This is a genomic window from Synechococcus sp. MIT2312, assembly GCF_059772315.1.
In genome coordinates this window covers 260497-283164 of sequence record NZ_CM186281.1, presented here as the reverse complement: position 1 = coordinate 283164, position 22668 = coordinate 260497, and the positions used below count along the sequence as shown (strand labels likewise).

Here is a 22668-nt window from a genome sequence, read left to right as displayed (position 1 = left end):
GCCCGGCAGCCAGTGGCATCGAACAGTGCGCTGAAAGCGCAACCAATCCATGGTCATGCCCCTGCCGGCAACACGGAGCAGAAGCAAGGCTCATGATGATGAGATCACGCGCTGAGATCGATGATTCGCTCCAGAGCTGCCGTGGCATGGGCACCCGGCAAACCACTTGACATCACCGAAATCGAGGTGGCGCCTCCAAAACATGGTGAAGTGCTGCTGAAAATCGTGGCCACCGGGGTGTGTCACACAGATGCCTACACACTGTCCGGTGCGGATCCGGAAGGACTATTTCCTGCTGTGCTGGGCCATGAGGGCGGCGCTGTGGTGATGGAGGTCGGAGAGGGCGTGAGCTCGGTTGCTCCTGGAGATCACGTGATTCCCCTTTACACACCGGAATGCCGTGAATGCAGCTACTGCCGCTCAGGCAAGACAAACCTTTGTCAGGCGATTCGAGCCACCCAGGGCAGAGGGGTGATGCCCGACGGCAGCAGTCGGTTCTCCCGCGAGGGTTCAATGATTCACCACTACATGGGAACGTCGACGTTCTCCGAGTACACAGTGCTCCCTGAGATAGCGGTTGCGAAGATCAATCAGGAAGCGCCATTAGAAAAGGTTTGCTTGCTGGGCTGCGGAGTCACAACGGGGATCGGCGCAGTGCACAACACTGCCAAAGTGCAGAAGGGCAGCTCGGTCGCTGTATTCGGTCTTGGCGGCATCGGGCTGGCCGTGATCATCGGTGCCGTTCAAGCAGGTGCCGAAAGGATCATCGGCATCGATCTCAACTCAGACAAATTCACCATCGCCCAGCAGCTGGGGGCGACGGAATGCATCAACCCACGTGACCATGAAGCACCGATCCAGGACGTCCTGATCGACATGACCGACGGAGGTGTTGACTATTCCTTCGAATGCATCGGCAATGTGGATGTCATGCGTGCAGCCCTCGAGGCCTGTCACAAGGGCTGGGGTGAGTCGACAATCATCGGCGTTGCAGGTGCAGGCCAGGAAATCAGTACGAGACCCTTTCAACTGGTCACTGGTCGGGTCTGGAGGGGGTCAGCCTTTGGGGGGGTCAGAGGCAGAAGCCAGCTGCCTGGCTATGTCGAGAGCTATCAGAAAGGAGGCATTCCCCTGGACAGCTTCATTACCCACACCATGAAATTGGACGACATCAATGAGGCCTTCGAACTCATGCATCGAGGAGAGAGCATTCGCTCTGTCATTCATTTCTAGGAACGACGACCAGAACCATGGAGTTGATCAACTGTCACCGCTGCTTCGACGGAGAGCAACGCCGTTACAAACTGGAATCCCGTCAGCTGAACAGCTCCACAACAGTTGGGGTCTTTCTTCCGAAGCGGGCGCTGGGACCGAAGCCAGAACGCGTCCCCGTCCTGATCTGGCTGTCAGGACTGACGTGTAACGACGAAAACGCTGTGCAGAAGGCAGGCGCTCAGAGACGTGCATCCGAACTTGGTCTGGCACTGGTCATGCCGGACACCAGCCCTCGCGGTGATGACGTCCCCAGCGATCCTGAGGGAAACTGGGATTTCGGACATGGTGCCGGCTTCTACGTGGACGCCGAGAAACAGCCCTGGTCATCGCACTACAGGATGCACAGCTTTGTGGTTGACGAGTTGATCTCACAGCTGTGCAAGGAAGTGCCCCTGGATGATCAGAGACTGGGTATCTCCGGCCACTCCATGGGAGGCCACGGTGCACTGGTTTTGGGTCTGCGTCATCCCCAGCTCTACCGATCGGTGTCTGCAGTGGCTCCGATCACACACCCAGTCCAGTGCTCATGGGGACGGAAGGCATTCAGCCACTTGCTTGGAACAACATCTGACGAACAGCTCTCATGGCGTCGATGGGATGCTGTGACACTCCTGGAGGATGGACACCTCAGGAATGATTGCCTGCTGGTGGATATCGGCTCCGCTGATCCCTTCCTTGAGGAGCAGTTGCGTCCGGAAGAGCTACGCAACGCCTGTTTCAGAAGCGGGCAGAGTCTTGAGATGGTGAGTCATGAGGGTTATGACCACAGCTATTTCTTCGTAGCCAGCGTGATCGACCGACATCTTGACTACCACGCCAACGCTCTCACACCAGACACTTGAACAGGCCTGGAGCAGCTGTTCAGGCAGGGGTCTGCAAAGTGAAAAGCTCTCTGCTGAAATCGATCATCCGGCGAAAGGGCACTGCCCACAATCACGATCAGTTGCACAAAAAGTCAGAGACAACGCAAGGACCACTCCACTCGATCCAATGCAATCACGAATCACTGAGTGGCAGCAGCGGCCAATTGGAACTTCCTTACCCCTAAGCACTGCTGTGATTGCAGAGCTGAAGCGAGTCAAAAAGGGAGTTGTTCATGACTGAAGCCCTCTGGGTCCCACCAGCTCAGATCGGCCGAGCGATAGGCCACCACGTTGAACATGCCTCGAGCGTGGTGGTAAGTGATATGGCAGTGGAAAGCCCAGATGCCGGGATGGATGGCATCAAAGGCAATGCGGCAGGTTCCTCCTTTAGGAACATAAACGGTGTCGCGCAAGGCACCTGCCAACGGCTCGCCATCGATTTCAATTATTTGAAATTCATGGCCATGCAGATGCATGGGATGTCCCATCGGGGTGGGATTGGAAAAAACCATCTCCACCCGTTGGCCTTCTTCAACCCAGTAGGGAGCTCTGTAGGGATAGAAACGATCGTTCAGTCCCCAGGTGTATTTGGGCGCAGGCCCTGTCAGAGCGATGGGGATCGTGTTGTCAGCGGTACGCGCCTTCAGAGGTCGTTGTGCCCGTAATTGCTTGTCTTGAGTGAAATCGAGGCGACCGGTCCACTGATCAGTTTGCGGAGTCAAAGCAGGCATACTGAGCTTCGGGTTGTTGCGCAGCACAACGCCACAGCGCAGGTTGCTGCGTTCACCTAAAGCCAGCAGTGGAAAAACCCCGGGCTCTTCAGGGACCTTGATGCGCAGCGTCAACCGCTGAGCTAAAGAGAGTTGAAACACCGAACCACTAATCGGCTCCACAGGATTGGCATCAGTGCGGAGTAATTCGCCATCGAGATCGCCAAGGTCGAGGAAAAAGCTCATGAAGGCGCTGCCGGCAATCCAGCGAATCGCAACGGTCTCACCTGGCAGCACATCGATGATTTCCGGCGCATCAAGACTTCGCTCATTCGCCAGCAGCGCGTCATAAACAACATCCGGGGCCATCATCAAATTCCCCTGCTCACGTTTCCAGCCAAAGCGTTGCTTCGATGGATCCCATTGCTGGCTGAGCAACATCCGCGGCTGATGCCATGCGAAATCAGCTAGGCGCTTAGACATAGCCGTACCACCGCCGCGCTCGCCAGCGATGACGTTTTCGAGAATCTGGCTTGCTGGCGTGAAGCTGAAGTCCCGCAGCATCACAGTGATAGTTCGATCAGCCCACAACTCCTGCTCCTGATCAAGTATCACAAAAGGCTCAGCCACATAGCTCTGGGTCTGCAGGCCATAGTGGGAATGCATCCAGAAGGTGCCGTTTTGCACAAGCGGATAGTGGATCCGCTGACTTTGTCCCGGTGGGATCGGGGGTTGCGTGACAAACGGCACCCCATCCATGGCATTCGGAAGAACCAAGCCATGCCAGTGAACAGATGAAGGTACCGGTAATCGGTTGATCAATTCGAGATTGATGCCATGAGCCTGAGAGGTTGTGTATCCGCGCTGACCATTCAGCTGCCGAATGCAGCCCCGAACTACAGATTTTCCTAAAACAGTGATGGGTGCTGTTGAAATTTCCAGCACGACTGTCTCTCGATTACGAGGCCGCTGAAACGTCGGTTGGCTGACGAATCGCTGCCAGGCGGATCGAGCGTTGGCTCGAGTTGTCCTGAACATTTCCAGGCTAACGCTGCCAACGAAAGCGCCAAGAGCGCCCAATCGCAAGAAAGAACGACGAAGCAAGAGAATATGAGCCAGTCCTCAATATTTAATCAAGGTGAGTTGAAAGAGGAACAATGCGCGACTCTTCTCAACATTGATGACATCGGCTCGCCTCTCATCTCAGGATTGTGTTGTCGAAACGACCCCTAACCGTTGCGCGCCTTATCAGCTGATCACTTGATGCCATCTAGATGCTCAAGATGATGAAAATGCTCAGAGTCAGCCACGTTAAGCGGCAGGGTTAGACAGGGCTTGCCAGAGGCGCAAAATCAAGCCAACCTGCATCAACATGCCAAAGTTAAATAGAGGAATGTGCAGGTGATGGCTGGCTCATCAACAACAAATCCGAAGATGAATCAGGATCACCCTCCAATACCGGCAGCAAGAGATAAAAAGCCAACCATCAATAAGGTTGCCCTTGAAGAACACTTCTCCATCGGAGAACTTCTTCCAAAATCCGAGGAATTGGAGTTTTTCGACCCGGAGGTGCTGGCTCAGATTGAACCGTTGCTGCCTGAACTGGCTGAACAGCGACTGGCCAATATGGACAAATCCGGGATCGAGATCGCCGTGCTGTCTCAGACTGCGCCGGGAATTCAAGCGATCGCCGACTCGCCCGAAGCATCGGCCATGGCCAGACATGCGAACGATGCTCTGCACACAGCAATCGAGCTGCAACCTCAACGCTTCAGAGGCTTTGCAGCACTGAATCTGCAGGATATCGAGACCGCTTGCGCGGAGCTGAAGCGATGCGTGAACGAGCTGGGTTTCGTTGGAGCTCTGATCAACGGCAGCACACAAGGTGAATACCTCGATAATCCCAGAGTCGATCGGCTGTGGGTGACACTCGAGCAGCTTGATGTGCCCCTTTATCTTCATCCCGGACTTCCCACCAACCAACCGGCTTCGATGGTGAAGGAGCTCGATGGTGCCACTTGGGGCTGGTCATTCGACACCGCGACCCATGCGCTGCGACTGATTGTGAAAGGCGTCTTCGAAAAACATCCCAATGCCAACGTGATCCTCGGACATATGGGGGAGAACCTGCCCTTCTATCTCTGGAGACTGGACAGTCGTTATGCGTCAACTCGCTATCGCAACGACATCGTCACCACGCCCAGCGCTGTCTTCCGACGAAATTTCTTCATCACCACCTCAGGCGTCTGTGATGACGCTGCACTGCAGTGTTCGATCGCGACTCTCGGCCCGGAGCGCATCATGTTCTCCACGGATTACCCCTATGAAGACATCGAACTCGCAGGCCAATGGATTGACCAGGCAACGATCGACCCACTCGCAAAGAGCATGATCTGCAGAGACACAGCACGGAGGCTGCTTCGACTGGGCTGATTCCCTTGTTCGACCCAACCCAGGAGCTCCAGGTTTCAAGCACCCATCACTGCCATCACAGAGCAGCAGCCATCAGGGCCAGGACTGATCCTCAGGTTGGCCAGCGTCTTGAGTCACACTGTTCCGATTCTTGGCTGAAGGCACTATCGAAAAAATGACTGCTTGAACGACGTTCCAAACCACAGCGCAAGGAGGAGCATCACCCTTTCAAAACAAGCTTCCAAGATAATCCTTAACTCTGTTCTCGGATCAGATTCCAAGCTTCAGTCGCGGTATCAGCAAACTGGATTAATTGACGGTCTTCATCATCAATCAGTCCCGAGTCCGCCATGAAGTCAAAATCAATCAATCGAGACCAGTAATCAGTGCCGAAAAGAATGACCGGCATCGCACTTTTAGCTCCAACCTGTCGCAATGTCAGAACTTCAAACAGCTCATCCAAAGTGCCAAAACCACCTGGGAACAACACTGCCCCAACTGAGCGCATCACGAAGTGAAACTTACGCAATGAAAAGTAGTTGAATTTAAAGCATAAATCTGGGGTGATGTAAGGATTTGGATATTGCTCATGGGGAAGATCAATATTGAAACCGATCGAACGGCAGCCAGCGTCAAAAGCTCCACGGTTGGCGGCTTCCATAATCCCAGGACCGCCGCCAGTGACGATGACATGGGTCGAACAACACGGAGACGAGCTGTCGTCTTGCTGACCATATCTGGAAGCCAGAAAGGCAAATTCTCTTGCTGAATCGTAGAAGTCTGAAAGCTCTACAAGCCTTCGGGCTTGATCCACCTTGCGTTGTAACAAGGAGGAGTTTGGGTCAGCATTCAGTGCATCCAGAGATTCAGCAAGAGACGACTCTGCAGCTGAACGCTCCTGAACCCGAGCACCTCCGAACACGATGATGGTGGAGGTGATTCCAGCCTCCTCAAGCCTTAGCTCAGGCTTGCTGATCTCCAAAAGCATCCTGACCCCCCGCATCGAAGAACGATTCAGCAGGTCAAGATCATGATGGGCCAGCCGGTAGGTATCCGAATGAATGATCCGATCAAGGTTCTGTGCAGTCAGGTTCTGATCGTCACTGAGAAAGCTGGAATCACTTGATGCTGAAGACATTGATGAACCATCGATAACGACAGGTTGGCGCCAGTTTTTATGACATCACGCCCATTTCATGGAGAGTGGTCATGACCTGTTGACGTGCAGCCGCTTCCGTAAGCCTTGGGTTCTCTCTTTTGATGTTCAAAACCATCTGCTGGAACATCTCTCGATGCTCGCTTGAAGCATGTTTGAGCCACTCTTCATATTCCGACCTGGTCTCGCTCAAGAGCTTCTCCTCAAACATCTTTTTGTAGTGGGGATAAAGGAAGGCATGGTCTCTCTCACATCGAATTCCCATGTCCGTCAGGAGCTGCATCGACGACCGACCACTGAGGTAGCTCAAGCCAACTTTTTTCTTGTATCCGAGCCAGTCACATGCAGAAGCAAGAGCTTCATACGCACCTTGCTGGTTGTTCATCACAAGCTGTTTCCAGTCGTCATAGGTGTCCTGATCAAACTGGCCGACGATCAATGTGCGAATGCCTGAGGGTGAACATCGGAACCGTTTGCCGGTCTTCACTCCCAGTGTCCAGACCGGATACTTGTGCCTCTTGCCTGCTTCGTCGGTGAGCGCAAGCACCACCGCCCACAGTCCACACATGAAGGTGATGCTGTGTGGATGCTTCACCACGAACACACCGTGGCCTTGTTGCCCCTCTGGCACTGGGGCCAACAGATCTGGTTTCCAAATCTTGTGGTCCTGGTTCTCTTCGGTCCACCTGTCGTGGTCGTACCACTTGCGGGCCCCTTCAATCTCCTCAGGGGTGGCGTCCTTGAAGTTCTGATTGAAGATCTCCTTGGTCCGCCTGGATGAGTAGCCGTCACCGGCCTCAATCTCTTGCGCAAATGCCGCCATCAGCCGATCGAACTTGCTGCTTGAACGGCGCACATGGTCGCCAGCCCATCCTTCTGTGGTGTTGTTGACAGCTCAAGAGTTGCTTCCAGGGAACGATCCAGCCACACCTTTCCACTATTGGAGGTTTTGCCGTTCAAGGCAATGCGTGATTCCACCGATGCCAGATCCACCTCTGCGGGTGGAAAGTAAGGCCACGCAATCGGAGGAACCAGCCTTGGTCGACACTCCACCTGAGCAGATCGCAGAAGCAGACTGACTTCTGGCCCCTGCTCCAACAGTCTCAACAATCAACTGGGTTGGTCCTTTGGTCGGCAGACCTTGTGCGCCACGCCAATCGACGCTCCACTCGCACCGCCCTAGGTGCCCCAGGAGACAACAACCCGACTCCTAGAGCCCATGGCCCCAGGGCGCCTCTAGACAGAAGCTTCGAACCCTTCCTTTCTCTACAAGCGATGGGTTGAACAATGCACAAACGAGCGACTTAGGCCGTCTTTCCATCCGGAAGGGCGGCCTTCCTCTTGTCATCTCATCTGTTCTTCCCGAACTGGAGTCACAATCCAACTCACATCAACCACCAACAATTGCACTTGACGGGATCTCATCCCGAGAGAAAAAAAATTTCACCAACCAACCACTAAAGCACCCAAGGGGACAAACCATAATTCAGAAGTTTACCGTTTAAAAATTGATCGACCGTTCCATGAACGAGTCATACTCGTGAGCCATTTATGTTGTTTTTTTGATCAGACGGCAACGTCCGACAACTCAAAAACATTGTCAGAACGAGGCCTGAAAGCGCAATAAAAAAACCAATCGCAAACAAGTCGAGATAAGTTTGACCGTATTGCAGTAATGCTGACATTCCATTGCTCCCAACCGTGAGGCCTAACGCAAATGCCAAAGTCATAGTTCCCCAGGTTTTGGGATGCTGGGCATGGCCCACAGCTTCCATTGTTCGCTGTGATGTCATGGCCACCAGTCCCATCAAAAACACACCTGCCAGTCCTGCGGCAAGAGCCAGCGCCCAAACTTTTGAAGTGAAAAGGACTAACAACATACTGATTACACCAGACACATAGACAACAAAAAGCGTGAGTCGACTGCCTACAAGTCCTGCAAACAAACCGCTAACACCAGCTCCAATCGCAGTTCCGACACCAAGAACACTGAAAACCTGACTGGCCTCAGAAACTCGCAAGCCAAGATCACGATGTAGGTAATCAGTCAAAAAAAGCGTGGGCGGCTGAACAGCCACAGCACCCAGTCCGTAAGCGAGAATAAGTCCAAGCAGAACCTTTCTCTGCCCACCATTGAGGTGATGAGACACTTCTGACCTCACAAGAGGCTTGCCCGAAGCACGAGAGGACAAAGGCCATACAAGGATGCAAGCAAGGGCAGTGACTGCAGCCTCGTAGAGCCATGACAGCTGTACATCAAACTCAAGAAAAAATGGCAGCGTCAATGAAATCAGCACTATAAATAGTCCATTTCCAGCAAAAGCAATACCACTGCAAACTTTTTTCCAACGATCAGAAATCTGAGAGCTCAGAACCGATGGAGTAAGAACCAATAAAGGTGCAGCCGACAAACCTGCGACAAAACGCGCCAAGATCAACCAACGAAAACCCAAATCAAAAGCAGACATCAACCCACCAATCAAAGCAATTGCCAATGACAAACGAATCACAGAACGAATCGGAAGATATCGAGGCAAGACAATGGCCAGGAGGCAACTTGCGAGATAGCCCATGCAATTAGCACCGCCCAGAAATCCAGCCTGAGGAACACTGACCCAGCCATCACGAATCAATGCAGGGATAAGAGGTGTATAGGCATATCGCGACATCCCAAGTGCAATTCCAATGGCACAGACTGCAGCAAGCGTTGCTCTGAAAGGATGAAGGGGCCGATAAGGGACAGCCGAATGGGACATGTCTTCCTCACTATCACTTCTTTAATAGCCAGACTTCACCCCAGCTCAATCAAAGAGACCAACGAGTGAGTCGAGGACGTGAGGGTTACCCACCTGATCGAACCGACGTCCACAGCTGCAGCTTGAACAATGGGGTGGTGGTCAGATCTCTGGTTCTTCCTTAACACCAAAAGAGCTGCCCCACTCACCAATCATCAATTGGCGACCTTTTGATTCCATGTTTCAACATGGAGGGTCTTGCAATCTCGCTTGATAGCAGCATTGAATGCTTTCATTTTTTCAGGGTAGGAGACAAATACAGCTCTCCAACCTTGGTCTGAGGATTCCGTGGCATAGGCGAAAGCTTCATCCCAATTCATGCCCTGCTTGTAAGCGTCACAGCGATTCTCTGCATGCTCTTCTGCCCACACGGAGTAAGCATGTTTGGAATAATCAGCACCACCTCCACCTCCTCCATGGCCAAACAGAAGCGGGAGCAAGCCAAGCGGAAGCAACAAAGGCATTTGCAAAACGTTTAGAGAACTTGAATCGCCCACCAGTCTGGGTCTAGAGGCCGATCAATCGTTGTGTTTGAGACGCCGAGAGATCTGAATCATGGGCTCCTGATGGACAGCGGCTGGTGTCGAACGATCCGCAGCACTCCATCTGAGTCAACCGGCTTGCCGCACAACCATGCAGATCACCACTGGGGCTGGATCAGCGGCAATCTCAGCAAGCAATGAATCCCACCTCCGAGCACGAGCCAAGCAACAACCGGCCAGATCGCAGCAGCATGAACAGCCTGTGCTCAAAGGCAATGTGATTGGTGTGGTTCGGGCGCCAACTACACCCTTGATGAACAGGCCAGTGATCACATCGAATTTCTGAGTGTTGCCAGCAGATCCGGGCATTCAAACCGGACCAAAGGCTTCCAGCGCTGAGCCTTGGCCCAATCTTGCTTTTGCTGCCTGTGCCTGCCGATGCTTGAAATGGTTCTTGAAGGGTGGTGAGTGTCGACGGCCCAGTGCTTGTCGTTTTGGTTCCCTTCGTTGTCGTACGCGATGGTCGTCGTCACGATTCAACAGAGTGCTCCTCCTGGCCATGGCAGCAAAACACGATGAAGCCTTGATGCGTGAAGCGATCCACCAGATGCGTGAAGCCGGGGTCGTCAATCAATCAGGGGGCCCCTTTGGAGCTGTGGTGGCCAAAAACGGCGAAATCGTGGCCTCGGCCGGTAACAGCGTGATCAGAGATCTTGACCCGAGCGCCCACGCTGAAGTGAATGCGATTCGAGCTGCCTGCAAGAAACTGGGGACCTGGGATCTGTCTGGCTGTGTGATGTACACCAGCTGTGAATGCTGTCCGATGTGCTACGCCACGGCTTACTGGGCCGGCATTCGCGACGTGTTCTACGCGGCGTCCTGGTCGGACTACAACGATCTGTTTTCTGATGAAGCCATCAATGACGACATGCAGAAACCAAAGGCGCAGCGTGACATCAAACTCACACAAATTCTCAAGTGTGAGGCTTGCAATGTGTGGGATGAATTCCGCAAGCTGCCCGACGGGGCTCGCTATTGAGCATCAAGGCCTAAGTCGTCATGTCTGAGCAAACTGAAAATCAATTTGTTTACACGATTCACAGCTCGATCGCAGCTTCACAGCGCCAGGACTACCAGAGCATTCAAGAGCGCATGAACCATGCCGCTCAGGCTTTTAACGGTTACCTCGGACAGGACGTCGTGTATGAGGAGTCAGACACTGATCCGGTGGTGAAGGTCACCACGCATGTTCGCTTTGAAGAACTGGAGCAATGCCTCCGCTGGCTGGACAGCCCGCAGCGCAGAGAATTGCTCAATCAAGCCGAAAAACTGATCGGCTATCACTATCGCTTCCGCTTGGATTCAAACTCCTTTGACCAGTGGATTCAGGCCAAGGGACCATCACGAACACCGATCTGGAGGGTGAATCTTCTGGTCTGGCTGGCCCTTTACCCCTCGGTGATGCTGTTGATGTGGCTGAGTGGGCCAACACTTGGCAGCCTGCCCATGCCTCTCAACATGTTGATCGGCAACCTGATCACGGTGTTACTCACCGGTTACCTGCTGGTGCCTTGGCTCAGCCGCCTGTACGCCAACTGGTTATCGACAACCTCCAGGCGTTGGACTCTGGCCGGGTGCGGCACGATTCTTGCAGCGCAGGGAGTTTTACTGACGCTGTTCTCCACGCTTCCCGGACTTCCCTGGAACACACCGAAGTTGTAACAGCAGAGCTGATTGGACAATCACCACGTTCAGACAACCACCTGAAGGTCAAGAAGTGCCAGCTCAGCACTCAGACCAGGTCCAAAAGCCAATGCAAGGCAGGGACCTGCCACCGATCGCCGACGCAGCCGTTCGAGAATGAACAGGATTGTCGCCGACGACATGTTGCCGTGATCTTGGAGAACGACTCTCGAGTCGTCCAGAAGCCTGGGATCCAGTCCCAACGCCTCAGCACAGGTCGAGAGAATCTTCGGTCCGCCTGGGTGCACGGCCCAGCTGCGGATCTCCGAGAGATCAACGGCCCGAGTCTGCAGCCAATCCTGCAACCAGGGCAACAGTGCTGCCCCCACCGCTGCCGGCACAAGCGGAGATAACCCCATCGAAAAGCCACGATCACCAATCTCCCAGTGCATCAGATCAGCACTGTTAGGGATCACGATCGAGCCACTGCCCTGCAGCACAAGATCCCGATCAGACATTGGCGGTCCGGCGGAGCCGACAACGGCTGCCGCTCCGTCGGCGAACAACGCATTGGCCACCACCTGTTCAGGATGCCAGCCATACGACATATGCAGGCTGCACAGCTCAACGGCGCAGAGCAAAACCACCGCACTGGGATCCATCTCGGCAAAGGCATGGGCGACACGTAAGCCGTTGAGTGCTCCGTGGCATCCCATGAATCCAACATGGGTTCGTTGCACGGCAGCGGAAAGTCCAAGCTTGTCGATCAGGAACAGGTCGACCCCAGGCGATTGAAAGCCGGTGCAGCTCACGGTCACGAGATGGGTGATCCTCGACGGCGTTAGGCCGGAATCGTTCAGCGCTTCGCGAGCGGCCTGCAACGCAAGCTCACCCGCATGCTCGCCAAAGGCCTGCATCCGCTCTGCCGTGCCAGGACTCTCCGTGCCGTAAAAACTCAGACGCTTCCGATTCACATCTCCATCGGCTCCATTGGCAAGCAGCACACTGCCGCGGTTGTGCACCTTGGTCTTCTGGTAGATCCGGTCCATCAGCCTGGCCTGTTCAGGACTTTCGGCATTGATTCGACGCGCCACCTCCAGCGCTTCCTCTTGACTCAGGCTCTGAGTGGGTACTGCCGTACCGATTCCATGGAGTGTCAGTGGCATGGATCAGGGCAGGCCGTGGAGGGAACAACGCGATTGAGGCCACTGATGACACGCTCAGGGATGGCGGGCCAACGGCATCCCAATCTGAACATGGCGGCTGTTGCGAGCGGTTGACGCAACAACGTCGACAACAGTCGGCAGAAACGCTGACGACTCACCGTCAGATCCTCAAGCCTCTGTTGCCAGCGCAGCTCAAGATCAGCGTTCCATGCTCCCTGTGCCTCCTCCACGAAAGGAGCAACCGCCGCTCCGGCAGCGAGAGCCCAGGCCATGCCTTCACCGGTGAAGGGTTCCACATAACCGGTGGCATCACCCAGCAGCAGAAAGCGCTCACCCGCGACGACAGCGGCACGGCGCGTCAGCGCTGGGGTCAACTGCCAGCGTGATGTTTCCAGTGCTCGAGGGATCGCGAATCCGGCCTGGCGCAGAACCAGCTCCGCCGCACGAGCCACTCCACCTGCAGACCTCAACGCAGTGGGATCGAAAGCAGCAGCCAGGTTGAGAGCACCATCCTCGCGGCGCACCAAACCGACATAACCACGCCGAGCGATGGCCATATGAATGGTTCCGCTGGCGTAAACAACCTCGTCGTCGTTGATCAGGCAGCCAGCCCCAATCCTTGAGTCCGGAGCGATCCAGGGTGTGTCCCGGTCGCCTGATGTCAGAACCTGATGCTGCAAGCCCGCTGCGACCAGAACAACACGGGCCCGGACCCGCTCGGCTGGTGCACCACCGGGAGGTCGCAGTCGCACCACTCGCTCATCGGCGCAGGTCTCCTCAAGAACTGCTCCGGTCTGGAACCTCACCGTGGCTCCTGCCGCCTCAGCAGCATGGATCAACGCCTGATCGAAACGCTCCCGTGACAGTGCCCAGCCTCCGGGTAACCCCAGATTCAGCGTCTTGCCATTCCAGCCGAGACGCACTTGATCGAGAGGCACTCCTCCCTGATCACGGATCAAGTCCGGCAAGTCGACCGCCGCCAAAGCAGCCAGGGCATTGGCATTGAAGCAACAACCACAAACCTTCCAGCGAGGAAAGGAGCGCTTCTCAACGAGAAGAACAGTCAGACCTCGACGCGCGCAGTCGAGGGCGGCCAGTCCACCGGCAACTCCCGCTCCAACCACCACGACATCCCAGCTGTTCTTCATCTCAGTGAGGTCTCCAGCAAAGCCGATATCGCTCTGGCCAGCCGCGCTCAAGCACCGGATGATGCAAGCCGGCCTGGGCGGCAAGTTCGAGGATCTCCGAGGGAGTAAATGCCGCCTGGACTGACAGCGGGCCGTCGTAATGCACCACCCAGGAACGGCTCAACAAGCGAGTACCAGCCCAGGCCAGTGCATAGCCCAGACGGCTGCGGATCAGATCATCCACCAGCACAAGTCTGCGCGCCTTGGCCGACATCACGGACAGCAGTCGCACAACCTCCGGAGGGTCGAGGTGATGCACGAACAGAGTGCAATACACCACATCAAACGTTCTGTCGTCAGACGGTTCGAGCGCATCGGCAACAAACAATTCGACACTGCTGTTTTGCCTGGTGACATTGCGACGGGCGATCCGAATGGCCTCAGGGTTGAGGTCGCAAGCGTGAATCGTCATCTTCAGCTGACGTCGCTGGGCCAGCGCTGCCAGCTCAATGGCTGTGTCACCTCCTCCACAGGCCAGCTCGAGCACACTCAGTGGAACCGTCGGGGTCTCAAGCGCGAGCGATTCAAGGTGGCGAAACAAGCCTGGAACGCAACGGCTGATGGCATTGATGCGTCGCAGACCCCGAAGAGCCCGGTCGTGCTCGGCAGGATCCAGGCCAGGCTGATCCATCACCTCAGGCCTGCGATCACGCAGCATCGGGGCCTGACCCGGGATCATCGGTCTGAGATCAATGGCAGTTAAAGCTAGGCGCCAGACGACGCCAACTGCTTTGCGTTGGTTGGATTCAGGAGATTGGATCCCAATTGTGCGAGATGAGCTTCGCGGCGAGAAGCGAAACAACGAAACGAGCTATCAGAACAACAAACGCCTCTCGCTCTGAACATGACAGGCACCGTTGGGAACCTTTCCTGGAAGGCCGACACAGATCGACCAAACATTGTTTTGATGCTCGCCGACAACATCGGCTTCGGTGACCTCGGCTGCTACGGCAGCGGCGGCGATCTGCGCGGGATGCCGACGCCGAATCTCGATGACCTGGCTGAAAAAAGCCTGATGCTCACCCAGTTCTTTGTGGAACCCGGCTGCACACCCTCACGGGCTGGCCTGATGACCGGCCGTTACAGCGTTCGCTCCGGCCTGAACAGCATCATCGTGGGCGGAACTCCCAGCACTCTGCAGGAGGGGGAGTTGACACTCGCCGAAATCTGCAAGGAGAACGGCTACTCCACGGGGATGGTCGGCAAGTGGCATCTGGGAGAGGAGGAGCAGAGCATCCCCACCAGGCAGGGGTTTGACTCCTACCGCGTCGGTATTCTGGAAACCACCGATGCGACTCTCTATCCACAGACGATGCGTCGCTCGGGCCTGAGCGAAGATCAGATCGAAGCAGCGCAGTCGCACATCTGGGAGTCAAACGATGACGGCAGCCTGCGCCGCGTTCGCCCCTATGACCTCGCGTATCGCCGTCACGTTGAAGGTGACATCGCCGATGCGGCAACGTCATTCATCAAGGAGAAGTCCGCCGGCGACGATCCTTTCTTTCTCTATGTCGGATGGTCTCATGTGCACTACCCGGAGGGAGCCCACCGCGACTTCGAAAATCGATCGTCATCGGGGCCTTACGGGGACATGCTCATGGAGCACGACCACCGCGTTGGCCAGGTTGTGGCGGCCGTCGAAGCGGCGGGAATCAGAGACAACACGATCATCATCTACCTGTCTGACAATGGACCGGTTCAGAATCAGGTGATCAGCACCGACTTCAAGGGCAGCTCACCGGGCCCCTTCCGGGGCGAAGTCGGCGACGTGCTCGAAGGATCGCTGCGCGTCCCGGGCATGGTGTCATGGCCGGGCAACATTCCTGCTCGCAAAAGCAATGAAATGGTGTCGATCCACGATTTTGTGCCCACCATCGCAGGAATGCTGGGCTCCAGCCTTCCCGACGATCGTCCCTACGACGGCGTCAATCAATGGAAGTTCTTCGTTGGTGAAAGCGAACGATCGAATCGCGATCATCTGATCACCTTCATCGGAGGTGAAATTGCCGCTGTGCGCTGGAAACAGTGGCGCATCTATCCGAAGCAGGTGATCCAGTCTCAGACCAATCCATCTTCCCTGGGAGTCTGTGCCTATCGAGCGGAGGGGATGGGATATCCGTCGGTGTTCCACATCGAGAGGGATCCCAGGGAGGAATTCAACGTGGTCGGAACATGCGCCTGGGTTCTGGGTCCGTACATGAAGATCGTCGGCAACTATCTAACCTCCATCAAGGAGCATCCCAATCCTCCGACCTTCAGCATGACGTCGTTTACCCAGTAACGAAACCGAGTGAATTGCAGTTGAACAACGCCAAGACGCAGGAGCTCATTCACGTTCGCGGTGGATCACTTTCAATGGGATCCACCGCTTTTTACATCGAAGAGTCACCGACCGTTGTGGTGAAGGTCGACGATGTGCTGATCCAGTCGAGGCTGGTGACGAACGCAGAGTTCAGGGACTTCGTCGCCGACAGCGGTTACGTCACGACAGCTGAGCGCAAAGATCGCGAAGGTTCCGTGGTGTTCATCGGAACAGAGGGGCCTGTGCAACTCAATGACTGGCGCAAGTGGTGGGCGTGGATTCCCGGTGCGAACTGGCGTCACCCCCATGGCCCCGAATCAAACCTGGATCAGCGGCTGGACCACCCTGTTGTGCATGTGTCCCTGCACGACGCCCGCGCCTATGCGGACTGGGCAGGTCTGGCCCTGCCGCATGAGCCGGAGTGGGAATGGTGCGCACGCGGAGGTCTTGATGGAGCCACCTACACCTGGGGCGAGCAACCGAATCAGGGAGATACGCTGTTCGCCAACACCTGGCAGGGCGACTTTCCGTTTAACAATCAAGGTGCGCATGGATGGAAGGGAACATCGCCTGTCGGGTGCTTCCCAGCCAATGGCTACGGCCTTTTTGACATGGCAGGCAATGTCTGGGAATGGACCGAAAGCGCATGGCAGGACCATCCGGGAGTGCACTGCTGCTGCTCAGGATCCGAACGCGGAGGCGACCTGAAAATCATCAAGGGTGGTTCGCACCTCTGCTCGCCTCAGTACTGCCTCCGCTTCCGCCCTGCTGCCCGCTCTCCTCAGGAAGCCAGCGAAAGCACAAGTCACCTCGGCTTCCGCTGCATCTCGCGCAACTGCTGAACGCAACGGTTTTTCTGGTCGCTCAGATCTCCCAGAGCAGAGCCTTCTCACTGACCACTTGGAGGATGTTGTTCCGTGCCTTCGCCTGCAGCTCGGCCGGGTACCAGACACCCGCGGGAATGGTCTGCTCTGCAGACGAGAGACCTGAACGCCCTCGCAGCAGCTCCATCGCGAATGCTGCTGTGGCCTGACCCACGCAATCCTCGAGATCCGCATGCACACAACGCAGCGTGACCTTTTCAGAGAAATTTGAGCTGTCATCAGCTTTGCTGTAGCCGTCGACACGCATGGCATTGGTGGCGCCGACAAGCTTGTCGACCAATCTGATCACAGGCATTGAGACCACTGCCAGACCCTGCATCGCCCTCCGATTGATCAGCCAGTCGCTCGGCAACAGTTTGATGGCGGCGAACAGACTGTTCCAGACACCCGGTGCAGTGCCGAAACGCGAGGAACAGTTGGCAACAGCCAACGCTTCAACGGTCGTGGGCACATCGGGGTTGTCGAGCAGGAAGCAGGCGTGCCTGCCCCCACCAGCACCGAAGTCAACCTGCCGACGCTCGGTCCATGGCTCTTTGGGCGTGAGCCTGCCATCCGAATAGGTCAGCACTTTGGTGGCCAGCAGTAGAAAGGTGGCACTCACGATGGTGGGACCGGCACCGCCGGTTCCAGCTGTGAAAAAGCTGAACTCAATGCGTTCACAGCTCTCCGGGCCCCCAAGCTGTTGCACCGCCTCCGCAGCCATGAGTGCACTGACGCCAGGCCAGATTCCACACGACACCACGGCAGGGATTCCAGCCGCCGCGGCCTCTCCCGAGAGACCCTTGGCATGGCGACTGAGGCTGTACTCATCGCAGACATCGCAATACGGCACTCCTGCTTCGATGCAGGCACGGAGCAGAGCAGGTTGTGTGCGTCCCTGAAATGGTCCTGCCGTATGCACCACCAGATTTGCGCCACGCACCACGGCGACGAGCGACTGCATCTCAGCCTCGAGATCCATCGGCTGGAAAACGAGCTCCGGAACATCGAGACGATGGCGCACAGCCTCAAAATGGGCCCTGCTGCGACCGCCAATCGCAAGCCTGAGTGGCGCATTCGCGCTGCAACGGCAAGAGAGCCGATGCAGCCAACGCACTGTTGAGGCGCCGACACGCCCATTGCCACCGACGACGAGCACATCAACAGTGGAAGACGACTTCATCACAGCTGGAACATGCCTGTTTTCAATGGCTGATCAGAACGCCTTCCTCATCTCGCGGAATGGTGTCCTGCACGAGAAGACTGAGGCCTGCCGCGGCCAACATCCCCACCACCACAACCGCATATCCCTGGAGTTCCTGCATCGATGAGGGTCGGAGTCCCGACGGGAGCCCCCATTGAGAGAACAGGCCCACGGTGGGCTGCACAATCACAGGGAAGAACATCACGATGAAATTGACGAAGGCCAGCGTGATCGCTCGGGTATGCCGCTTGGCAGTGTCGGCAACCATCACAAAAGCCAGAACCTGACTACCTGAAGTGAATCCCAGAGCGGCTACCAGCACAGCCACGAGGACCACCGGCAGACGACTTGTGAAACAGAGCAGCAGGGCGAAGCAGGCTGCACTGATGGCACCAGAGGTGAACAAGACCTTGCGGTGACCAATGCGATCGGACCAGTGGCCAGCGACCACACCACCGAGGGCGAAGCCGATGAACACCAGGGTGGTGATCAAGCTGGCCTGATCATCGGGAAGACCGGCCTCGATGCTGAAGAAGGACACACCCCAGAGATCACCGATCACAGAAACCGGCAAATAAATCCCCGCGGCAGCCAGCGCAAGAATCCAGAGACTGCGTTTGTGCAGAATTCTGTTGAGCTGAAATCCCATCGGCTCGGGGCTGTCCGGATCAAAGCCGTCCTCTCGCATCAGCTCCATAAACCATGTCGGTCGTCTCGGCAGAAAGCTCCAGATCAGCCAGGCGATGACGATGCCGGCCACTGTGCAGATCAACAGCGGCATCCTCCATCCGAAGTGATCTGAAATCAGCAGCAGAGGAAACTGCGCCGTCGCCGCACCCAGCGTGCCGATACCGGTGACCATCCCCGGGACCATGCCGTGACGTTGAGGCGGCAGCCAGATCAGTGAAAGGTAGATCACACCCAGATAGGCCACAGAACTGCCGAGCCCCTGAAGAAAACGACCCAAACCCATCAGCACAATGTTGTTTGATGTGGCGAAGAGCAGGCATCCGAGTGCAACAAGCAGCGATGCCGGAGCCGCAACAGCACGCACACCATGGCGATCCAGCAGACGGCCGACGAGCAGCTGAGCAGGCGCATAGGCCAGGAAATACAGACTCATCGAGAAGCCGAACGCGCCTTCGCTGGCGCCGGACACCTTGATCAGCTCTGAGTGCAGCACCCCGGGAGCGACCCTTGCAAAGAATTCGTAGAAGTAGAAGAGCGATGCGATCCCGAACAACATCCAGGGCCGCCAACCCTGACGGGCGCGCTTGGCACGCAGGTGGCAGGCCTTGAGATGGCGCTGGGCTGCATCGTGCGCTGGCCTGCCTCCTGGAGGGCGTTGTGGCATATCCATCGACGCGAAAAAAGTTCAGCGATGGGACGTCGCTGATGAATGAGCTGCATCCTTTGCTAGCCACGGTTGAGCAGGATGACTCCTGAACATTCAGGGCGTGACATCAGCGAGCAACCTGGATCCGAAGCGGGCATACAGGGCAGGAATCACCACCAGCGTGAGCAGGGTCGACGTGATCAGGCCACCCAGCACCACGATCGCCAACGGCTGCAGGATCTCATTACCGGCTCCGAAGGCCAGAGCCAGTGGCAGCATCCCCAGGGATGAGGTGAGGGCGGTCATCAGGATTGCGTTAAGACGATCCAGGGTGCCGGCTCGAATCAACTCCTTGAGGCTCTCGCCCCTCTGGTGGCGTCGGTTGTAGTTGTCAACCAGCAGCAGGCCATTGCGCACTGCCACACCGAACAGGGTGATGAACCCGATCAGCGACGCCACGGAGAGCACGCTGCCACTGAGCAGAACGGCAACAAGACCTCCAACCAGCGCCAGCGGGAGATTGAGCAGGATGGCAACCGTCGCCGGCAGAGAACGAACAGCCACCACCATCACCGCCGCGATCACCACAGCGGCAAGCAGGCTGTAGAGCACCAGAGAACGGGTGGCACGCTGTTCAGACTCAAACTGTCCGCCATAGCGCAGGGTGTAGCCAGAGGGCAGTTTCACCGACTGATCCACACGGCGACGGATGTCATTCACCACAGGCCCAAGAGGGCGCCCGGCGACATTGGCGGAGACGACGATCCGCCTGGAGACATCCTCACGATTGACCTCATTGGGGCCCGTCGTCTGCTCGAAGGTCATGAAATCACCAAGAGGCATCAAGGCCCCTGATGCCGTTCGGATCGGAAGCTCTCGCAGCGATTGCAGGTCGCCCTGTTGCGCAGTGGGAAGCGTCACCACAAGTGGTGCCGCAACGCCGGAGGATGGAGCATGGCCAACGGTCGTTCCATGCAGAGCCACCTCAGCGGCTCGCGCCAGTGCGGCGACGCTCACCCCGTCCCGCAGCGCCGCCTCGCGATCGATCCGCAGTTTGATCTGAGGTACAGGCAACTGCGGCTCCAGCTGCAGATCAACCACTCCGGCAACCTCGCTCACCGCATCGCGGACCTGCTCTCCGAGATCACGCAGTTCCCCCAGATCAGGACCGGCGATCTTGATCGCAATGGCACTGCGCACGCCCGACAACACCTCATCCATCCGGTGGGAGATGAATCCACCCACGTTGGGTGCCACGCCGGGCAGGCCAACAAACACCTCACGGATGCGGGCGATCGCAGCGGGACGGTCTCGCATCGCCTGATCACTCAACTCCAGATCAACATGGCCGATGTTCACTCCGGCGCCATCAGCATCACCCGGCGCCCGGCCGGCTCTCACCTGCACCCACTCCACATCGTCGCTGGACTGGAGCTGTTTGGAGAGCAGTCGACCCGCCCGGCTGGTCATCTCGAGCGAGACACCGGGGTAGAGCACCATCGAGTTCACCAGTGACTGCTCCCGGAACTCAGGCAAGAACACACGGCCGAGACTGGGAAGAATCAACAGGGTGGCGATCACCACAGACACGGCCAGCACAAGCACGCGACGAGGAGATCTCAGAACACTTTCGAGCAGAGGTTTGTAGAGACGCTGAACACGGGATTCCACCCATGACGCGGCAGCCGGCAGGGGAGCACGACTGAGAAGCAAGGCGCAGAGTGCAGGAGACAAGGTGAGCGCAACCGCTGTCGAGGCAACGATCGAGAGCACATAGGCGATCCCCATCGGCATGAAAATGCGCCCCTCCACACCACTGAGCGTGAAGATCGGTGCGAACACCACAACAATGATCAAGGTGGAGAAGAGCACCGGCTGTCGCACTTCAACCGAGGTGTGGAACACCACCTCAAGAGGGTTCAACGGCTTGTCCTGAAGCCGGTTGCTGCGCAGCCCCCGGTAGCAATTTTCCATGTCGACGATGGCATCGTCGACAACGGAACCGATCGCCACCACCAGTCCCCCGAGGGTCATGGTGTTGAGTTGCAGGCCGAGCCCACGCATCAACAACAGTCCAACAAGCAGCGACAGAGGAATGGCACTGAGGGCAATCAGGGCCGTGCGCCAGTTCATCAAAAACAACAGCAGCACCACAGCAACGATCACCACGCCAAGCAGCAGGGATTCACTGACGTTGCGGATGGCGATTTCAATGAACTTCGCCTGACGGAACGTCTGTGTGACCGAGACATCCGCGGGAAGTGACGACTGAAGCTGTCGCATTCTGTCTTCAACAGTGCGCGTCAGCTGAGGCGTATCCACATCAGGCTGCTTGTTGATCATCAACACCACAGCCGGTTGTCCGTTCAGGCTGGCCTCGCCACGCCGCAGCGCAGCTCCGGATCTCACCTCCGCAAGCAAGCCCAGCGGAATGGCACGACCATCACCCGCACGCACCACCGAATCTGTGATGTCGTCGTCGTTGCTGATGGCGTGGTCGCTGAGGATCAGACGCTCCTGACCACCGGAAATCTGCACCCCGCCACGGCCATTGAACTGAGCGTTGCCAGCTGCTTCAACCAGCTCATTCAGGGCGACATCCTGATCCCGCAGAGCCTTGAGATCAAGTTGCAACTGGGTCTGAGGACTGTCACCGCCGTAGATCGTGACCTGCGCCACACCGGGAATGGCCAGCAGAGGATGTTCGTAGGTGCGCTGCACAACGGTGCGCAGCTGCAACGCCTGCTCGGGGGAGGCGGTCTCCGGGAGCGTGAACGCGTATTGAAGAATCGTTCCCAGAGGCGAGAGCAACGGCGAAATTTCCGGAGCCTCTGCCGACTCAGGAAGTTGCATCCGCACTTGCTGCAAGCGTTCCGACACGGCCAGCCGGGCACGATCCAAGCGGGCCGAATCACGAAACACCACCTGCACCATCGACAGACCAGGTTTGGACGCGGATCGAACCAGATCCACTCCCCCAAGGCCGTTCACAGCAGCCTCGATCGGCTCACTGATCTGATGCTCGACCTGCTCGGGAGCCAGACCGGGCGCAACGGTCTGAATGTCAACCTGAGGTGGTGCAAATGGCGGAAACACATCCAACGGCATCTGCAGCACGTTGATCACGCCGAGGAGGCTGATCAGCAAGGAGCTGATCAGCACAAGCCATCTGCGGGCAATCGACCAGCGCAGAATGTCGTTCAGCAGATTGTTGAACATCGATGAACTGTTGAA

The 22668-nt window shown here is 56.8% G+C and carries 19 protein-coding genes; 7 read left to right on the top strand and 12 right to left on the bottom strand.

Annotated features, from left to right (window positions below; translation table 11 throughout):
* The first annotated feature begins 123 nt into the window (after window positions 1–123).
* Both AC6EI9_RS02000 and fghA read left to right on the top strand, forming a co-directional pair.
* Window positions 124–1233 carry an S-(hydroxymethyl)glutathione dehydrogenase/class III alcohol dehydrogenase gene (locus tag AC6EI9_RS02000; protein ID WP_498470130.1) on the top strand — a complete coding sequence of 370 codons (1110 nt, stop codon included), beginning with the start codon at window positions 124–126 and terminating at the stop codon, window positions 1231–1233.
* A gap of 17 nt (window positions 1234–1250) precedes the next feature.
* On the top strand, window positions 1251–2117 hold the full coding sequence (gene fghA, locus AC6EI9_RS01995; protein ID WP_498468823.1) for an S-formylglutathione hydrolase: 867 nt from the start codon (window positions 1251–1253) through the stop codon (window positions 2115–2117).
* Between the two features lie 236 nt (window positions 2118–2353).
* Here the strand turns inward: fghA and AC6EI9_RS01990 are convergent, their stop codons facing one another.
* Window positions 2354–3625, bottom strand: coding sequence for a multicopper oxidase family protein (locus AC6EI9_RS01990; RefSeq protein WP_498468822.1), 1272 nt, complete (start codon window positions 3623–3625; stop codon window positions 2354–2356).
* 657 nt (window positions 3626–4282) lie between these two features.
* Between AC6EI9_RS01990 and AC6EI9_RS01985 the strand changes: the two genes are divergently transcribed.
* Entirely contained in the window at window positions 4283–5281 is a 999-nt protein-coding gene (locus AC6EI9_RS01985) for an amidohydrolase family protein (protein WP_498468820.1), read from the top strand.
* Between the two features lie 232 nt (window positions 5282–5513).
* Here AC6EI9_RS01985 and AC6EI9_RS01980 read toward each other — a convergent pair whose 3' ends face one another.
* The 5 genes from AC6EI9_RS01980 to AC6EI9_RS01960 form a co-directional block, all read right to left on the bottom strand.
* Complete coding sequence (locus AC6EI9_RS01980; RefSeq protein WP_498468819.1) at window positions 5514–6398, bottom strand: LOG family protein; 885 nt, start codon at window positions 6396–6398, stop codon at window positions 5514–5516.
* A gap of 37 nt (window positions 6399–6435) precedes the next feature.
* On the bottom strand, window positions 6436–7239 hold the full coding sequence (locus tag AC6EI9_RS01975) for a hypothetical protein (RefSeq protein ID WP_498468818.1): 804 nt from the start codon (window positions 7237–7239) through the stop codon (window positions 6436–6438).
* On the bottom strand, window positions 7239–7523 hold the full coding sequence (locus tag AC6EI9_RS01970; RefSeq protein ID WP_498468817.1) for a hypothetical protein: 285 nt from the start codon (window positions 7521–7523) through the stop codon (window positions 7239–7241). Before AC6EI9_RS01970 ends, AC6EI9_RS01975 begins: the two co-directional genes overlap by 1 nt.
* A gap of 425 nt (window positions 7524–7948) precedes the next feature.
* Window positions 7949–9172, bottom strand: coding sequence for a YbfB/YjiJ family MFS transporter (locus tag AC6EI9_RS01965; RefSeq protein WP_498468816.1), 1224 nt, complete (start codon window positions 9170–9172; stop codon window positions 7949–7951).
* A 194-nt stretch (window positions 9173–9366) separates the two neighbouring features.
* Window positions 9367–9708, bottom strand: a complete 342-nt coding sequence (locus AC6EI9_RS01960; RefSeq protein ID WP_498468815.1) for a hypothetical protein — start codon at window positions 9706–9708, stop codon at window positions 9367–9369.
* Between the two features lie 544 nt (window positions 9709–10252).
* Here AC6EI9_RS01960 and AC6EI9_RS01955 point away from each other — a divergent pair.
* Together AC6EI9_RS01955 and AC6EI9_RS01950 are read left to right on the top strand one after the other, a co-directional pair.
* A complete protein-coding gene (locus AC6EI9_RS01955; protein WP_498468814.1) occupies window positions 10253–10732 on the top strand; it encodes a nucleoside deaminase in 480 nt (159 codons plus the stop codon).
* A gap of 20 nt (window positions 10733–10752) precedes the next feature.
* Window positions 10753–11415 carry a hypothetical protein gene (locus tag AC6EI9_RS01950; protein WP_498468813.1) on the top strand — a complete coding sequence of 221 codons (663 nt, stop codon included), beginning with the start codon at window positions 10753–10755 and terminating at the stop codon, window positions 11413–11415.
* 29 nt (window positions 11416–11444) lie between these two features.
* On the opposite strand, the gene AC6EI9_RS01945 is transcribed toward AC6EI9_RS01950, so the two are convergent.
* Genes AC6EI9_RS01945 through AC6EI9_RS01935 form a run of 3 tightly spaced genes read right to left on the bottom strand, consistent with a single transcriptional unit; the run spans window position 11445 to window position 14408 of the window.
* Window positions 11445–12542: a type III polyketide synthase gene (locus tag AC6EI9_RS01945; RefSeq protein WP_498468812.1), complete on the bottom strand. Its 1098-nt coding sequence runs from the start codon at window positions 12540–12542 to the stop codon at window positions 11445–11447.
* The gene (locus tag AC6EI9_RS01940; protein WP_498470129.1) at window positions 12533–13690 is read right to left on the bottom strand and encodes an NAD(P)/FAD-dependent oxidoreductase; all 1158 of its coding nucleotides are present in this window, start codon (window positions 13688–13690) and stop codon (window positions 12533–12535) included. Before AC6EI9_RS01940 ends, AC6EI9_RS01945 begins: the two co-directional genes overlap by 10 nt.
* Before the next feature lies 1 nt (window position 13691).
* Window positions 13692–14408 (bottom strand): class I SAM-dependent methyltransferase, encoded by a 717-nt coding sequence (locus tag AC6EI9_RS01935; protein WP_498468811.1) that lies wholly within the window; start codon window positions 14406–14408, stop codon window positions 13692–13694.
* 165 nt (window positions 14409–14573) lie between these two features.
* On the opposite strand from AC6EI9_RS01935, the gene AC6EI9_RS01930 reads away from it, so the two are divergent.
* Window positions 14574–16010 (top strand): sulfatase-like hydrolase/transferase, encoded by a 1437-nt coding sequence (locus AC6EI9_RS01930; RefSeq protein WP_498468810.1) that lies wholly within the window; start codon window positions 14574–14576, stop codon window positions 16008–16010.
* 74 nt (window positions 16011–16084) lie between these two features.
* On the top strand, window positions 16085–16873 hold the full coding sequence (locus tag AC6EI9_RS01925) for a formylglycine-generating enzyme family protein (RefSeq protein ID WP_498468809.1): 789 nt from the start codon (window positions 16085–16087) through the stop codon (window positions 16871–16873).
* Between the two features lie 22 nt (window positions 16874–16895).
* Here the strand turns inward: AC6EI9_RS01925 and AC6EI9_RS01920 are convergent, their stop codons facing one another.
* The 3 genes from AC6EI9_RS01920 to AC6EI9_RS01910 form a co-directional block, all read right to left on the bottom strand.
* Window positions 16896–18077: a saccharopine dehydrogenase NADP-binding domain-containing protein gene (locus AC6EI9_RS01920; RefSeq protein ID WP_498468808.1), complete on the bottom strand. Its 1182-nt coding sequence runs from the start codon at window positions 18075–18077 to the stop codon at window positions 16896–16898.
* A gap of 22 nt (window positions 18078–18099) precedes the next feature.
* Window positions 18100–19458, bottom strand: coding sequence for an MFS transporter (locus AC6EI9_RS01915; RefSeq protein ID WP_498468807.1), 1359 nt, complete (start codon window positions 19456–19458; stop codon window positions 18100–18102).
* A 90-nt stretch (window positions 19459–19548) separates the two neighbouring features.
* Entirely contained in the window at window positions 19549–22653 is a 3105-nt protein-coding gene (locus AC6EI9_RS01910; RefSeq protein ID WP_498468806.1) for an efflux RND transporter permease subunit, read from the bottom strand.
* Window positions 22654–22668 lie beyond the last annotated feature (15 nt).

Coding starts and splice junctions, on each gene's coding strand:
- AC6EI9_RS01975 (WP_498468818.1), bottom strand. CDS start 7,239: ATGGCGGCATTTGCGCAAGAGATTGAGGCCGGTGACGGCTACTCATCC.
- AC6EI9_RS01930 (WP_498468810.1), top strand. CDS start 14,574: ATGACAGGCACCGTTGGGAACCTTTCCTGGAAGGCCGACACAGATCGA.
- AC6EI9_RS01910 (WP_498468806.1), bottom strand. CDS start 22,653: ATGTTCAACAATCTGCTGAACGACATTCTGCGCTGGTCGATTGCCCGC.
- AC6EI9_RS01955 (WP_498468814.1), top strand. CDS start 10,253: ATGGCAGCAAAACACGATGAAGCCTTGATGCGTGAAGCGATCCACCAG.
- fghA (WP_498468823.1), top strand. CDS start 1,251: ATGGAGTTGATCAACTGTCACCGCTGCTTCGACGGAGAGCAACGCCGT.
- AC6EI9_RS01925 (WP_498468809.1), top strand. CDS start 16,085: ATGGGATCCACCGCTTTTTACATCGAAGAGTCACCGACCGTTGTGGTG.
- AC6EI9_RS01935 (WP_498468811.1), bottom strand. CDS start 14,408: ATGATCCCGGGTCAGGCCCCGATGCTGCGTGATCGCAGGCCTGAGGTG.
- AC6EI9_RS01985 (WP_498468820.1), top strand. CDS start 4,283: ATGAATCAGGATCACCCTCCAATACCGGCAGCAAGAGATAAAAAGCCA.
- AC6EI9_RS01950 (WP_498468813.1), top strand. CDS start 10,753: ATGTCTGAGCAAACTGAAAATCAATTTGTTTACACGATTCACAGCTCG.
- AC6EI9_RS01965 (WP_498468816.1), bottom strand. CDS start 9,172: ATGTCCCATTCGGCTGTCCCTTATCGGCCCCTTCATCCTTTCAGAGCA.
- AC6EI9_RS01920 (WP_498468808.1), bottom strand. CDS start 18,077: ATGAAGTCGTCTTCCACTGTTGATGTGCTCGTCGTCGGTGGCAATGGG.
- AC6EI9_RS01945 (WP_498468812.1), bottom strand. CDS start 12,542: ATGCCACTGACACTCCATGGAATCGGTACGGCAGTACCCACTCAGAGC.
- AC6EI9_RS01980 (WP_498468819.1), bottom strand. CDS start 6,398: ATGTCTTCAGCATCAAGTGATTCCAGCTTTCTCAGTGACGATCAGAAC.
- AC6EI9_RS01915 (WP_498468807.1), bottom strand. CDS start 19,458: ATGGATATGCCACAACGCCCTCCAGGAGGCAGGCCAGCGCACGATGCA.
- AC6EI9_RS01940 (WP_498470129.1), bottom strand. CDS start 13,690: ATGAAGAACAGCTGGGATGTCGTGGTGGTTGGAGCGGGAGTTGCCGGT.